The sequence below is a fragment of the Niastella sp. OAS944 genome, assembly GCA_024809215.1.
GTDB lineage: Bacteria > Bacteroidota > Bacteroidia > Chitinophagales > Chitinophagaceae > Niastella.
Genome location: JANUBW010000001.1, coordinates 414397 through 428148, shown reverse-complemented (window position 1 = coordinate 428148; position 13752 = coordinate 414397). Strand labels below are relative to the sequence as shown.

15 protein-coding genes are annotated in these 13752 nt (G+C 42.9%); 12 read left to right on the top strand and 3 right to left on the bottom strand.

Annotated features, from left to right (window positions below; genetic code table 11):
• Positions 1–385: 385 nt before the first annotated feature.
• On the bottom strand, positions 386–2425 hold the full coding sequence (locus GGD38_RS01680) for a transcriptional regulator (protein ID WP_375299766.1): 2040 nt from the start codon (positions 2423–2425) through the stop codon (positions 386–388).
• A 247-nt stretch (positions 2426–2672) separates the two neighbouring features.
• Here GGD38_RS01680 and GGD38_RS01675 point away from each other — a divergent pair, with 247 nt between their 5' ends.
• The 5 genes from GGD38_RS01675 to GGD38_RS01655 all read left to right on the top strand — a co-directional run bounded on the left by GGD38_RS01675 (position 2673) and on the right by GGD38_RS01655 (position 6488).
• Positions 2673–2993: a hypothetical protein gene (locus tag GGD38_RS01675; RefSeq protein ID WP_375299767.1), complete on the top strand. Its 321-nt coding sequence runs from the start codon at positions 2673–2675 to the stop codon at positions 2991–2993.
• Positions 2994–3182: 189 nt separating this feature from the next.
• Entirely contained in the window at positions 3183–3854 is a 672-nt protein-coding gene (locus tag GGD38_RS01670; RefSeq protein WP_375299768.1) for an SMI1/KNR4 family protein, read from the top strand.
• Position 3855: 1 nt separating this feature from the next.
• The gene (locus tag GGD38_RS01665; protein ID WP_375299769.1) at positions 3856–4395 is read left to right on the top strand and encodes a hypothetical protein; all 540 of its coding nucleotides are present in this window, start codon (positions 3856–3858) and stop codon (positions 4393–4395) included.
• 64 nt (positions 4396–4459) lie between these two features.
• Positions 4460–5632, top strand: coding sequence for a PAS domain-containing protein (locus GGD38_RS01660; protein ID WP_375299770.1), 1173 nt, complete (start codon positions 4460–4462; stop codon positions 5630–5632).
• Positions 5633–5708: 76 nt separating this feature from the next.
• Positions 5709–6488 (top strand): Ku protein, encoded by a 780-nt coding sequence (locus GGD38_RS01655; RefSeq protein ID WP_375299771.1) that lies wholly within the window; start codon positions 5709–5711, stop codon positions 6486–6488.
• A 24-nt stretch (positions 6489–6512) separates the two neighbouring features.
• Here the strand turns inward: GGD38_RS01655 and GGD38_RS01650 are convergent, their stop codons facing one another.
• Entirely contained in the window at positions 6513–6989 is a 477-nt protein-coding gene (locus GGD38_RS01650) for a group II truncated hemoglobin (protein ID WP_375299772.1), read from the bottom strand.
• Between the two features lie 155 nt (positions 6990–7144).
• Here GGD38_RS01650 and GGD38_RS01645 point away from each other — a divergent pair, with 155 nt between their 5' ends.
• The 7 genes from GGD38_RS01645 (at position 7145) to GGD38_RS01615 (ending at position 12351) form a co-directional block, all read left to right on the top strand.
• Positions 7145–8587, top strand: a complete 1443-nt coding sequence (locus tag GGD38_RS01645) for a Gfo/Idh/MocA family protein (protein WP_375299773.1) — start codon at positions 7145–7147, stop codon at positions 8585–8587.
• A gap of 70 nt (positions 8588–8657) precedes the next feature.
• Entirely contained in the window at positions 8658–9263 is a 606-nt protein-coding gene (locus tag GGD38_RS01640) for a Crp/Fnr family transcriptional regulator (RefSeq protein WP_375299774.1), read from the top strand.
• 83 nt (positions 9264–9346) lie between these two features.
• Positions 9347–9499: a hypothetical protein gene (locus GGD38_RS01635; RefSeq protein ID WP_375299775.1), complete on the top strand. Its 153-nt coding sequence runs from the start codon at positions 9347–9349 to the stop codon at positions 9497–9499.
• 80 nt (positions 9500–9579) lie between these two features.
• Complete coding sequence (locus GGD38_RS01630) at positions 9580–10014, top strand: organic hydroperoxide resistance protein (protein ID WP_375299776.1); 435 nt, start codon at positions 9580–9582, stop codon at positions 10012–10014.
• Positions 10015–10166: 152 nt separating this feature from the next.
• The gene (locus GGD38_RS01625; protein ID WP_375299777.1) at positions 10167–11192 is read left to right on the top strand and encodes a nitrilase-related carbon-nitrogen hydrolase; all 1026 of its coding nucleotides are present in this window, start codon (positions 10167–10169) and stop codon (positions 11190–11192) included.
• A gap of 3 nt (positions 11193–11195) precedes the next feature.
• Positions 11196–11702 carry a DUF302 domain-containing protein gene (locus tag GGD38_RS01620; protein WP_375299778.1) on the top strand — a complete coding sequence of 169 codons (507 nt, stop codon included), beginning with the start codon at positions 11196–11198 and terminating at the stop codon, positions 11700–11702.
• Positions 11703–11757: 55 nt separating this feature from the next.
• The gene (locus GGD38_RS01615; RefSeq protein WP_375299779.1) at positions 11758–12351 is read left to right on the top strand and encodes an HD domain-containing protein; all 594 of its coding nucleotides are present in this window, start codon (positions 11758–11760) and stop codon (positions 12349–12351) included.
• A 72-nt stretch (positions 12352–12423) separates the two neighbouring features.
• On the opposite strand, the gene GGD38_RS01610 is transcribed toward GGD38_RS01615, so the two are convergent.
• Positions 12424–13662 carry a polysaccharide lyase gene (locus GGD38_RS01610; RefSeq protein ID WP_375299780.1) on the bottom strand — a complete coding sequence of 413 codons (1239 nt, stop codon included), beginning with the start codon at positions 13660–13662 and terminating at the stop codon, positions 12424–12426.
• Between the last annotated feature and the right edge of the window lie 90 nt (positions 13663–13752).

Below are 13752 nucleotides of genomic sequence, written 5' to 3'. Positions count from 1 at the left end.
ATGGCCATAAGATCTGATACGTTTAACCACCAAATTATGATTGCATGGCATACCCTTTGAACATTTATTTTAACAAGGCAACTCTAAAAACGCAGGAGGCAGCTACTTCTTAAAGATCAATGCAGGCTATTGGGGAACATATTACACAAACAAAACGATATCAAAATGTTTTCAATTAGCACATTCCCAGTAACAAAGAGCCCTTGTGGCGCTATGTTTCAAAATCAATAATCATTAAAACCCGAATATATGTTGCCAATAATAGGAATAATAGTGATCATAGGTGTAATTGTTTTTGTCATCGTGGCTGGCAATAAGAAAAGGAAAGGGCAAAATTTAGGGGAAAACAAACCACGATAACAAGCTTAAAAATTTAGGCATGGCGTTAACCCAAATTTCTTATGAATTCTTCCAGGTCATCTTCTTTTCCCAATCCTAATTTCTGTTTCAATCTGTATTTATTCATTCTGACACTTTTGGGTTCTATACTTAGTAACCTTGCTATGTCCGAGTTGTTTCGTTTAAGGAGTATGTAAGAACAATATTTTAAGTCGAGATCAGTAAGTTTATTACCTGCCTTCTGCTGTAGCTTTCTATAAAAGTCAGGATGGATCTCCTTAAGGTCAACTACTACTTCTTCAAAATCATTGTCGAGGTGGTTTTCCTCTCTCAGCAGCCTGTTTATTTCTACATCTTTATTAGCCCCGTTTTTGTTCAGGTTTAAGTGTTCTCTAAAACCTTTCAAAATTTTATTCTTTTGTTCTACATGCAATCTTCCTGCTATTACTTCCTTATGTAGAATTTCTTTTTGAGCAAGTATGGCCTGCTGTTCGGTGTGAAGGTGGGCAGCCTCTTCGGCTTTGAGTTTTAACTGCTCTTCCTGAAGCTTTGCACGTAGCTCCACATTGCGCTTTTCGGCTTCGAGAACCAGGTTTTCTTCAATTTTGAACTGGGCCAGTAAACTCGATTCTTCTTTTTCCTTTTTAAGAAGTAGTTCCCGTTGCAACGAGTAACGCAGCCTGAAGTGGTACGAACGGAACATAAATACCAGTACCACCAACAGCGCAATTCCAACCCCTGCGTACAGGTATTTTTGAAGACGTTGCAAGCCTTCTTTCTCTTTCAAAAAAAGTATTTCCTGCTCCTTTTCCTTAGCCTGATACTGTGCTTCCAGCTTCTTGCCTGTATTATTCTGTTCTTCATCAAACACCTTTTTATAGTCGGCCAGGTATGCTTTATAATATTCGAGCGCCTGGTTATAGTCTTTACGACGCTCTGCCAGTTCGGCCAGATCGCGGTACACATTAGAACGAACATAATAGTCGGGAACAGGATCGCCTGCAAACAGGGTTAGCGCCTGCAGCAGATAGGTTTCCGCCTGGTTGAAATTGCCGTTGCGTTTGGCATCTTCATTCATGAGTCCGAAGGCTGCTGCCTGTAGTCGTTTGTCATTATCTTTTACAGCGTAGTTAAATGCAAGCGTAGCATAGTGGCGAAGCGAATCTGTAGTTTGGCTGGATACAGGGAAATGCCGGTTATAGGCGTCGGCGAGGTTAATGCATGGTATGGTAACCAGTTGTACCATGTGCATATACGGCTCGTGTTGCATGTATACCAAAACCGATCGGCGGTAGGCATTTATGGTTGAGTCTAACAGTGTCTTGTCTTTTTCGCCGGTTTTAAGATACCGGTCGTGAACGGCAGAACCTATTGCCTGCCATGATTCACAAATGTTATTAGGGTTGCTGCTTTTTTGTGCCGCATCTAAGGCCAGCAGTGCGTATTGCCCTTCTTTATCAATATCTTTCCATGTGGCGAATGCACCGTATATTCCATAATAAATGGAGGCCTTTAATTCCCAGTCATTTTCACTTTTAATATATTCCAGGGCTTTCAACATTGCATTCAGTTTCTCTTTCTCCCTGCCTTCGAGGCTAAGGGTGCGACCTTTTTGGAACCATGCCCATGCTTTGGCTTTAGCATCTTTGGTTTTTTCGGCATACCACAGGCTGCTGTCCAGGTCCCGGCCTGCCTTTTCCATTTCACGCACCTTGAGATAAACGTTCTCCCTTCCTAAATAAGCATATACTTTATAACGCGCATCGTTTTCGCCGCGGGCAAGGTCTACCGCTTTTTGTGAAAGTCTTAATGCTTCTTTTTGATCGTAATGCCGCACAACAATGGCCAGTTTGCTTAAAGCAACGATCCTTTCACCATCGCCCGATTGGGGATTGGTTATTATACTGTATAAACTATCGGTATACCGGTTTTGAGCCGTGGTGCGGGCAAATGTTGACAGAAATATAATGATGATGGTGAGAATACGGAATACCCGAAGTTCACCACTCCATACAAATTTTTTAACCCGGTGTCCATTGGGGAATGGATTGGCTTTAAAATAGATCCGGTTATTCTGATTGGTCATAGTTATAAAATATATTAAACATCACCAGGTTTGCGGTAAAATACCCAATCGCCCTGTTTTTGTTGCAACACTTCATAAGTGACTACAAACATATATTTTTTTAAGAACGATCTTACTCTTTGTAGACACATTGTAGACGCTTTTAACGGCGGCCTGTAGACGGTTTGTACGCGCAATTATTTGGCGTGGCCTCAGGCTGTTTTCACCTTTGTTGGGTTCTTTTTTTATAAAAATCAATAAAACAACAATGGACAAAAAAACACAATCGATCGTCGCTTACATCACAATTATTGGCTTTATCATTGCGCTGTTGCAATACAATAAAGAAAAAGACCCCGCCGTTCGTTTCCATCTTAAACAGTCCCTCGGGGTTATGATCCTCGGTGTACTGCTCACTGTTGCTATAACTATTGTAGTTATGGTGGTACCTGCACTGGGTTTTTTAAGTTTTGTAAATCTGGCTGTTTTGTTACTTTGGATACTGGGAATTATTAACGCCTCCAACAACGCCCAAAAACAATTACCGGTTATTGGCGCTTTGGCCGAGGCTAAACTGAACTTTATATAGAAATACCCGGCTGCTGCCCTTTACCCGTAAGTAATGGCAAAGCAGCCGGAAAAATTGAAAAGGAATGAAAGATATTAATAAGCACATTTACAAGCTGAGCGAACACGACCAAAAATATTACCGTGAAAACGGCCTGCACGAAGATTTTATGGAGTTTGATAAAGAGATCAAATAATTATTCCGTAACCCATGAACCTATTACAGCAACTCGAACAGCAGTTCCAATTTCATTATCCAACACTTTATCATCAACTATATGCCGATGGCATGCTTAATTGGGGAACGGCCGGCCCGAACTGGATCACACAACAATATCCGGAACTGCGCAAGAACCCACCGCTGCTGCTTTTTGCCAACGAGTTTGAACTAATGAGTTTTGATGATATAGAAAGTCAACTCAGTGAATTTGCCGATCCCGATTACTGGATGGATATCAGGGCGGATCTTCACTTTATTCCATTTGCAAAAAATGGCGCCGGCGATATGTATTGCTTTTTACCGCAAGAAGAGGGAAGCAACGAGATCCCTGTAGTGTTTCTCTGGCACGATGCCAATAGGGCAGTGTACAAAGCCAAAAACTTAACCGATTTTATTTTTCGTAGTATGCTGGAGGCCGTTGCCGACGTGGAGGAAGCGGAAGATGGTTTGTTGCAGCAGGAAAATTTCGCAGATAACCTTCACCATTTTCTGAAAACCCATGGACAGTATTTAAGCCGGCAGCAACAAGAGATCATAACGGATATCTATACCAGGGGGCATGCAGAATGGCCGTTGATCAGCGAAGATGAGCTATCGTCATTGTTGCAAAAAGAAATAAGCTGGGAGCGCCTGGATGACGAATTTCACTATCAAAACGGATAACATGATGAACATACCTCCGCTTATTCTGCAGTTTATGCAAAACGAAACGATCGCCGGCTCTATGCTGTTGCCTTTTCATTATCCCAAGCCGGAGAATTGGCAGGGTTACCAGAGCTGCTTCCGCTATCACGGCATCACTGGTGAAGACCTTACCTCAACGGAAGCGGGCAAATGGCAACCCGGCTGGTACGTGATTGCGCTCAACGGTCTTGACGATCCTTTTTTTGTAGACCTGAACGAAGAGGAGGCCGGCTTTCCGGTGTACTATGCACAACTAGGAGCTGGTGTTTGGGCGCCACTGACCGCAGCGGAAGATATTACCACGTTCGGCGTGCTGCTCACAGGCCTTGCAACATTGACGAATGATAGTGAAGCCAGCAGGCAGTATATACAGGAGTTCGCAAGTAACGCCGATAACGCTTTCTGGAAGGAAGTATGTGAAGCCCTGATTGAAGAACCAGGGGTAGTCCCTGCATTCAGCCCATGTGCAGCCATTAATGTTTTAATTGCCTGCCAATGGTATGTCTTTTGCAAAAGTTAATGTAATTCGTCTTCCTTCAACGTACCATGAAACTTCAATTAAACCGCTTTATAAACCGACGTACATGGCAACCAGGCAAAAGGCAAACGCAAGTGATGACCTACAGTTGGTTATAGACAGTGCTTTAGATGTAGTACAGGTTTTTCGGGCAGTAAGAGATGAAAAGAACAACATCATTGACTTTATTTGGATCGCCAATAACAAACAAGCTGTTGAACTGGTTGGCGAGGTGATCGGAAAAAGCTTAATGGAACAAAATCCCGGTGTTGTCCGCGCCGGCATCTTTGATCGCATGGTGCAGGTAACACAAACCGGCGTTCCCCAACGGTATGAACAAAACTATTCTTTCGAGCAGTTCAGATCTCAATGGTTTTATCAGTCCATTGTAAAATATGGCGACGGTGTATTATCAACCACCCGGGACATAACCGCCTTAAAAATGGCCGAACAGCAGATCATAAGAAGCAACAATCTGTTGCAATCAGTCTTTAACTCATCCCTGAACGCAATAACAGTTTTGGATGCTGTGAGAAATGAAAAGGGGGACATCATTGATTTTAAATACGTGTTGACCAACACCCTGGCAAAGAGAACGGAAAATGGCGATCCATTTGGTGAACTCTACCTTCAACGGCATCCGGGCATGGCCAATTCTGACGATTTTAAAAATTTGATAATTGTTACCGAAACCAGTGAGCCAATAGAATGGATCAATTACTATGGCGATAAAGGGCATAATCACTGGTATCATATTAAAGCGGTTAAAATTGGTGATGGCGTTGCAGTAACGGCAGATGATATCACCGAACAAAAAATGACGGAGCAGGAAATGCTGCGCATAAAAGACGCTTTGGCCCAACGCGCAACTGATAAATACCATCGGATCATTGAATCCATGGATGAAGGGTTTTGCATTATTGAAGTCATATTTAATGAGAGAAAAAAAGCGGTTGATTATCGTTTTCTGGAAGTAAACCCTGTTTTCGAACAGCATACCGGAATAGTTGATGTTGTTGGCAAAACCATGAGAGAAGTGGCAACTGACATTGAGGAGGATTGGTTTGAAATATTTGGGAATGTTGCTACAACCGGTAATCCATCCCGGTTTCAACACGATGCCAAACCATTGAACCGACGGTATGATGTGTATGCTTTTCGCATCGATGACCCTGAGGAACATCACGTTGCTGTTTTATTTAATGACGTGTCTGTGCGGAAATATGAGGTTGGTAATTAATGAATGTGTAGGTGTGTTTTTTGTCTTAAATTTATATACTCCTTAGTACCTGAAGCGAACTGTTAAATTATATTTTATGCGCTCAATGTGGAAAGGGTCGGTAGGGTTCGGATTGGTGAACATACCGGTTAAAATGTATGTTGCCGCCGAAGAAAGCAACATCTCTTTTGTACAACTCGACAAAAAAACTCGCAGCCGGGTGAAATATAAAAAAGTAAGCGAGTTAACGGGGAAGGAATTACAAACGGAAGATATTGTAAAAGCCTATGAGATAGGTGGAGATTATGTAATTGTAGAAGATGCTGATTTTCAAAAAGCGGCGCCTGAAAAGATCGATCATTTGGAAATTGCCCAGTTTGTAAATGAAAAAGAGATCGATGCTGTTTTCTTCGAAAGACCATATTACCTCGAACCTGATAAAAACGGCGCAAAGGCTTACGCGCTGTTACGGGATGCGTTATTGAAAGAACATAAGGCGGCGTTAGGGCAACTCGTATATCATAATAAAGAATGGGTATGTTTACTAAAGCCACTAAGCAAAGTATTGGTTTTGCACAGATTACGTTTCTCTGATGAAATTCGGAGTACAGCCGGGCTCGACATCCCGGATACGGCTATAAAGCCGGAAGAGCTCAAAATGGCCAGTATGTTAATAGCCCAACTTACCAGGCCCTTCAAGCCGGAGGATTATACCGACACCTATTCTCAAAAACTTTTGCAGGTGATTGAAGCCAAAGCGCGGGGAAAGAGTACTGGTAAGCCACTCAAGGTAGTGCACAATGCAACAACCAGCGATTTAATGGAGAAATTAAAAGCAAGTCTGAAAACAAAATCTGCAAACCGAAAGGCATCTTAGTTGCTTTACAAAGACCTAATTATTCTATTGTTTGTCGTCAGGTTGCCAATCCCATTTCGGCACTTCCCTTAACGGGTGCAATTCGGGATCTGAGTTAGCGTTTGAGTTTTGTTTTGCTACATGTGAGCCAAAGTCAACATGCGATTTAAGTGCGTCGCGAAATGGTTTGTCTGCAGGAAGTTCTGCTTTATCGGCGGCTTCCATGTATAAATCTACAAAACGTTGCCGTTGTTCCTCTGTAATTTTAAATCCCCTGTGTACATCTATCAAATGCATGAAGCCTCCCATTTCTCTTGTAAATCTGTTTGGGCCGCCGAATGTTTCAGCAGTGAAAGCTGTAAATTTTTCTATATGTCCCGGTTGCTCTTCATGTCCAAATAATGGTTGCAGTATTGGGTCTGCAAGGCATGAAAGATAGAATATCTCAACGTGTTTATATATTGCATTCCAGCCACCTGCATGTTCGTAAAGTGTTTCGTTGTTTTTTTCTTCGTTGCTCATAAGTTTGAAAGTTTCATCTAACAACGATAATACGTTAATTCCTTCTTTTTCGAAAAAGAATTACCGCCCAAACTATCATGCGGGGGTATACTAAACTATCTCAAAAAAAGCTTAAATTTATCAGAATGCTTCCAAATGAAAAACATAAGTAAACTATGACTAATAAGATCAGCCGCAAAAAGTTTGTGACCGATACAGTAAAAGCAACTTTTGGCACCGCCATCTCTTTAAGCCTTCCCTCCATCGTTCCATCCTCGGTTTTTGGAAAAAATGCACCCAGCAATCGTATCAACGTTGCTTCCATCGGTTGCGGAAGAATTTCTGTTATCCACGACATGACTTCCATTGCCCGCTATAGCGGCGCACGCATTATTGCCGTTTGTGATTTAGACAAGAACCGCGCCGACGCCGGTGTACAGGCGGTAAAGAATAATTATAAAAGAGCAGAAAAAGAAAATGGCGGGCTCACCGGCGATTGGGAAATAAAAGTATATTACGATTACCGTGAGTTATTGTTGAACAAAGACATCGATGCCGTACATATTAGTTTGCCCGATCACCAGCATGCACTGGTAGGCGTTCATGCCGTACGCGCAGGTAAAGATGTGTATTTGCAAAAGCCGGCTTCGTTAACCGTTGAAGAAGGCCGCATTTTATGCGATGAAGTAAAAAAGAGCGGGCGCATTTTACAAATGGGCAGTCAGCAAAAATCAATTGATCCCTGGCCGCAGTTTAAAAAAGCCTGCGAGCTTGTTCGCAATGGGCGTATTGGCCAATTGAAAACAGTTGAAGTTGGTTTGCCCGGCGACCCTGGTGGCGGTAATGCAACCCAAATGGTTGTTCCTGCAACCCTCAATTACGATGCCTGGCTGGGCCCAACACCCGATGTATATTATACCGAAGACCGCGTGCATGCGCTTGATGCAAGTTTTAAAGGTATTGTAAGCCGCCCGGGCTGGCTGCGTTGCGAACAATTTGGAGCAGGAATGATAACAGGGTGGGGCGCTCATCACATCGATACGGCGCATTGGGCTATGGGTATGGAACACAGCGGACCAATTGAGGTATGGGGCACGGGAAAATTCCCCACTGATGATCCCGGTTATAAAGGACTGTGGGATGTGCATGGCATTTTTCGCACCGAAGCCATGTATGCCAATGGCGTACATATGATCGTCTCCAATGAATTGCCCAACGGGGTAAAGTTTATTGGTACCGATGGATGGATCTGGGTAACACGTGGTAGTTACCGGGTAACCGACAGTGATCCCATTGCCGATAAAGATGGCGTTAAACCCATTGATGCAAGCAACCCGAAAATACTACAATCGGTGATTGGCAATAGTGAAATTCATTTGTACCACAGCGCACAACAGCATGCTAACTGGTTAGATTGTGTGAAGAGCCGCAAAGAACCGGTGGCGCCGGCCGAAGTGGGGCATAGGTCGTGCACAACTTGTTTATTGCATCACATAGCCATGAAGCTGAAGCGAAAGATCTATTGGGACCCACAGAAAGAAGCTTTTACAAATAACGATAAAGAGGCCACCGCCATGCTGTCGAAACCCCGAAGAAAGGGATATGATTTTAATGGGTGAGCGGCACAGGTAGGTACGTGACGGACTTTTCATGATGCAGGTTTAATCTTTATTATAGTTAACTTTAAGTATGATCACCATAGACGCCTGCCAGCCTTTTTTTGACTACATGCGTAAGTCTGTTGAACTGGATGCTGAAACCATGCAGTTAATAGCTGATCATTCATACGAGATAACACATCCACAAAAACACTTCATTCTGCAGGAAGGCAGCGCCTGCGATAAGGTTTATTTCGTTGTATCGGGAACGGCAAGATCTTACTACACTGATTTTTCCGGCAAAACAATAACCTGGTCATTTCATTTTAATAATGCGGCAAGCATTAGTAAAAATCTGTTTGCCGTTGATTACCGCGCTTTTTTAACCAGTGAGCCATCTTCTGTTGCTATAGAAACATTGAGTGAAATGAAGGCGCTGGTATTTCCTAAAGCACAAGTGAATTATCTGATAGAGAGATCATTTCTTTATGAAAGATGGATGCGCAAATTAAACGAGAACGCATTTCTTCATATGTACGAAAGGGCATTTACCCTGCTTACGTTGGCTGCTGCAGAAAGATATAACAAATTGCTAAAAGAAGAGTCACACCTATTGCAAATGTTCTCAAGCCATTACATTGCTTCCTACCTTGGCATTGCGCCCCAGTCTTTAAGCCGCATCAGAGGTCAACATTAACATTCCATTTATTGGTTTTATTCACAAATGTGAATGCTATTGCTGTTTAACAAGCTGAATTTTGACATCAAATCAAAGTCAGAATGAAAAAGGCAATTATTATCACGGCAATTATTACCGCTTACCGCAACCTGATCTACTTTAATGAAGTACCAAAAGGCGGACACTTTGCAGCCTGGGAACAACCACAATTATTTACCCGGGAAATGCGCGCCGCATTTAAATCACTCAGATAAAATATTTTTTTGACCAATAATATACCGATCGGTATAAAATAGCGACAAGCATAATATTTAAAATTTTAAAAAGTAAAACAATGTCAATCACAACAACAACAACACAATCAGACAAAGTGTATTACACCGGTAAAACACACACAACAGGCGGACGTAATGGTAAGTCTCAAAGTTCAGATGGTAACCTCGATATCAAACTGGCCAAACCCGGTAGCAATGGCACAGGTACAAACCCCGAACAATTATTTGCAGCAGGCTGGTCGGCATGTTTTGAAGGCGCCATGGAAAAAGCAGCGCAAAGAATTGGTTTAAAGCTGCCAGAAGATACGTTCATAGATGCAGAAGTGGACCTTTGTGTTGATGCAGGAGAATTTTGGTTACAGGCCCGTTTGAATATTGGTTTGCCCGGAATACACAAAGCTATTGCCCAGCAGGTTGTAGAAACAGCCCATACCATTTGTCCTTATTCAAAAGCCATCACCGGCAATGTGCATGTTGAGTTCAATATTCTTTAATTGATGCAACAGCAGAACTGACGGCAGGTGTTAAAAAGAATTAATACCTTTAAGTAACACACTGCTGCAGTTCATACATATCTACGTACTTCTCACATACAATCCGATCTCAACTTACCCGCTTGGCATTTAACTATTAAAAAATTAAAAACATGGAAAAGTTTAAGAACAATCCCCGCCATACCATCAGGGCTGCTGCTGTACAAATAAGCCCTGTACTATATAGCCGCGAGGGAACAACACAAAAAGTGGTAAACAAGATCCGTGAGCTGGGCAAACAAGGTGTTCAGTTTGCCACCTTCCCCGAAACCATTATCCCTTACTATCCTTATTTTTCGTTTGTGCAAACACCCTATCAACTGGTTGCAGGGAATGAGCATCTGAAACTACTCGACCAGGCGGTGACTGTTCCTTCAGCTACTACCGATGCAATTGCCGAGGCCTGTAGAGAAGCCGGCGTGGTAGTATCTATTGGGGTTAATGAACGTGATGGAGGAACTATATACAATACCCAGTTATTATTTGATGCAGATGGTACCCTTTTACAACACCGGCGTAAAACAACACCTACTTATCATGAACGGATGGTTTGGGGCCAGGGCGATGGTTCAGGATTACAGGCTGTTGACAGCCAGGTTGGGCGTATTGGGCAACTTGCGTGCTGGGAGCATTATAACCCGCTGGCAAGGTATGCTATGATGGCCGATGGTGAGCAGATACATTCTGCTATGTATCCCGGTTCTATTTTTGGCGATCTGTTCAGTCAGCAAACAGAAGTAAATGTTCGGCAGCATGCATTGGAGTCGGCCTGTTTTGTGGTATGTGCCACTGCGTGGCTCGATGCCGATCAGCAGGCCCAGATCATGAATGATACCGGCAGCCCATTAGGACCTATTTCAGGAGGTTGTTTTACCGCCATCATTGCACCTGACGGATCGATCATAGGCCAGCCACTTAAAAGCGGTGAAGGCATTGTTATTGCCGATCTTGATTTTAAACTAATTGATAAACGCAAACAATTGATGGACTCACGTGGTCACTACAGCCGGCCCGAATTGTTGAGTTTGTTAATTGACAAAACACCTACAGCACAGGTCCATGAACGCAGCGTACAACAACCTGTTCAACCTGTAGCCAAACCTGCTGAAGAATTTATCACTTCACTTGTAAACTCCTGATAAATGCAAGTAAACCAGCAAGCCATAGAAATTCGGGTGCGAAGGATAAGTATCGTATCACACAGACCTTTTAATGAAGTTGTACAAAGGCTTTCTAACGCAGTAGGCCATCCTGATATGAAGGCATTTCATAAAGGAATTATGGAGGCAGATAATGAAGCAGAGTTGGAGCAGTTGGTGCAAAACGCAACAGGCGCCGGTGAACTGATGGAGTTCTATCGTTTCGATTCAGGTGAAGTGCTTAGTAAAGGACAAGGTGAGCAAAAAACAAAACTGATGCGCTTTCTTATCGGCAATCCGGTAATCATGAGCAAAATGGCCAGAACGGTTCCCGAAGCAGCGGCCTATGCACCGGTGACCATTCTGGTGCATGAACGCGAAGATGGCGTTTATTTATCATACGACTTAATGGAAAGCCTGTTGGCAACATATGGTGGCTCATCGGCGCTGGAGGTGGCAAAACAACTGGACCTAAAGATAGAGCAGTTGCTGGAGACGGCGGCGGGGTAATTCAACATTTCATCAGAATCGGCCAGCACTTTCGTAGATTGAATAAACCAGATCTATGGAGATTAGTAAGAAATTGATAGAAATAGAAAAAATCGTGGAAGAGCTGTTCCTGGTAAATGATAAACCTTATCTCTTATATCATAACATAAACCATACACGCAATGTAGTAAAGCGGGTGCAGGAAATTGCGGGCGTTTATTCATTGAATGAAGAAGAACTTTTTATATTACAGGCGGCCGCCTGGTTTCACGATACGGGCCATTTATTTAGCAATATGGCGCAGCATGAAGAAATGAGTGTACAGATCATGCGCATTTATTTAGGCGATAAACTGGAGGAGCAAATGCTGAATAATATTGCTAACTGTATAATGGTTACGAACATTGCCGTAAAACCTGTTTCGCTTATTGAAATGATCATTTGTGATGCCGATACGTATCATTTTGGTACCACGGAGTTTCATCAAACAGATCCCGTGGTTTGGCAGGAAATGGAGAAAAGACTGGGAAAGACCATTGAACGGAAAGTTGAAAAATCTTTACACCTTTTGCAAATACATTCATTTTATACCCATCACTGCCAAACCCTGTTGCATAAGGGAAAGCAGGAAAATATTGAATGGTTGAAACAAAAGATAGCTACAGCGTAGTGATAAAATAGAATAAAAGGTTTTGCCAACAGAATGGCAAAACCTTTTTTAAATTTAAAGAAACCTAACCTACTATCTTACTATCGTAAACGTTATGGTTTGCGAAGTGCCGGCGCTTCCTGATGCATAATCGGAAGTGTAGGGCGTTGCTTTCAATGTATAAGTGCCCGTTTCGGGTGGGTACCAGTTGCCATAGTAAAAGTTGCCATACCCATTGTCGCCATGTAAGGCAAAAGGCGCCCTGCTATCGGTATATGTTTTTGATTGTTCACCGCTTAGTTCAAATTTAACACTGCCAGGTTCGGTAGATGATGTAATTGCCCGAATGTTTACTTTAGTCAGATCAAGCGCTGAGAGGCTTATGGTTTGTCCGTTTGTGATCGTCATTACATCTTTTTCAGTGGCAGCGTCAACCAGCTTAAAGCCAGTAATGCTTACACCAGTGGTTGATGAAGTGCCGCCGGAAGCAGGTGGAGGATTATTGGGTACGGGCACCATATCTTCATATGTAGCGTATTCATTACCAATTTTAATGTCATCATAATAAATTACTCTGGTAGAGGTTTCTGTGGTACTGCTGCCATTCCATGCCGATTTGTAAATGCCCAGTTTCAGGCTTGGGTTATGGTCGCCATAGTCCTCCAGTTTATACATATTTGCACCTGAGCGGTCCATTAGCTTAACGCCGTTACGCCACAGCTCAATTAAACCTGTTGAACCCGTAGAGTGTTTAACGTGTAGTACATAAGACGTCCATTTGTCTTTTTCAAAAGCGCCGAGGTCATTCCATACACCCAGTATTCTTATATAAATACGATCTTCTCTTACCCGCAGGCAAAGGGCCGGCGTTTCGCCATTCCCCTGGTGAAACTGTATTAAACAATCATCCTCGTCATCCCATTTGAACTGGGCCGACGGGGCAAACAGGGCAAATGAATACCAGCGGTTTAAATTGGTGGCCGGCTGAAAGCTTATTTCTGCTCTTGTGCCGCCGTTAGTTTCACTATCACCTGACCTTAACTCAAACCGGGCCGATTTTGTGCCCTCGAAAACATTGCTGGTCGTTCTTGTAATTCCATAGGAGGTAGAGGTTTGTACACTAACATTCAGGAACCACAGGAGGCCTTCAAGGTCATCGGCCCAAAGAAGATTACTTAATAACCTTGTTGAAACGGTGGCATTCAATGCGTTTTCATCTGTAACGGATTCTGTGGATTGATTACTGATCTCCTTGTTGCAGGATACAAGTAAAGCTACTACTAAGCAGGCTACCAGCGAGCGCTGGTTGTACCGAAAGAAAGTGTTTGTCATTAGTTTTTCATTTGAGGTTATTAATCGATAGAGTATTTTCATGTCGCATCACAAGTGTTGTGACACGTTACGATCATTTGAAATAAATGT

Excerpts from the sequence above, each read along its gene's own strand:
- GGD38_RS01680 (WP_375299766.1), bottom strand. The coding sequence starts at position 2,425 with ATGACCAATCAGAATAACCGGATCTATTTTAAAGCCAATCCATTCCCC.
- GGD38_RS01675 (WP_375299767.1), top strand. The coding sequence starts at position 2,673 with ATGGACAAAAAAACACAATCGATCGTCGCTTACATCACAATTATTGGC.
- GGD38_RS01670 (WP_375299768.1), top strand. The coding sequence starts at position 3,183 with ATGAACCTATTACAGCAACTCGAACAGCAGTTCCAATTTCATTATCCA.
- GGD38_RS01665 (WP_375299769.1), top strand. The coding sequence starts at position 3,856 with ATGATGAACATACCTCCGCTTATTCTGCAGTTTATGCAAAACGAAACG.
- GGD38_RS01660 (WP_375299770.1), top strand. The coding sequence starts at position 4,460 with ATGGCAACCAGGCAAAAGGCAAACGCAAGTGATGACCTACAGTTGGTT.
- GGD38_RS01655 (WP_375299771.1), top strand. The coding sequence starts at position 5,709 with ATGCGCTCAATGTGGAAAGGGTCGGTAGGGTTCGGATTGGTGAACATA.
- GGD38_RS01650 (WP_375299772.1), bottom strand. The coding sequence starts at position 6,989 with ATGAGCAACGAAGAAAAAAACAACGAAACACTTTACGAACATGCAGGT.
- GGD38_RS01645 (WP_375299773.1), top strand. The coding sequence starts at position 7,145 with ATGACTAATAAGATCAGCCGCAAAAAGTTTGTGACCGATACAGTAAAA.
- GGD38_RS01640 (WP_375299774.1), top strand. The coding sequence starts at position 8,658 with ATGATCACCATAGACGCCTGCCAGCCTTTTTTTGACTACATGCGTAAG.
- GGD38_RS01635 (WP_375299775.1), top strand. The coding sequence starts at position 9,347 with ATGAAAAAGGCAATTATTATCACGGCAATTATTACCGCTTACCGCAAC.
- GGD38_RS01630 (WP_375299776.1), top strand. The coding sequence starts at position 9,580 with ATGTCAATCACAACAACAACAACACAATCAGACAAAGTGTATTACACC.
- GGD38_RS01625 (WP_375299777.1), top strand. The coding sequence starts at position 10,167 with ATGGAAAAGTTTAAGAACAATCCCCGCCATACCATCAGGGCTGCTGCT.
- GGD38_RS01620 (WP_375299778.1), top strand. The coding sequence starts at position 11,196 with ATGCAAGTAAACCAGCAAGCCATAGAAATTCGGGTGCGAAGGATAAGT.
- GGD38_RS01615 (WP_375299779.1), top strand. The coding sequence starts at position 11,758 with ATGGAGATTAGTAAGAAATTGATAGAAATAGAAAAAATCGTGGAAGAG.
- GGD38_RS01610 (WP_375299780.1), bottom strand. The coding sequence starts at position 13,662 with ATGACAAACACTTTCTTTCGGTACAACCAGCGCTCGCTGGTAGCCTGC.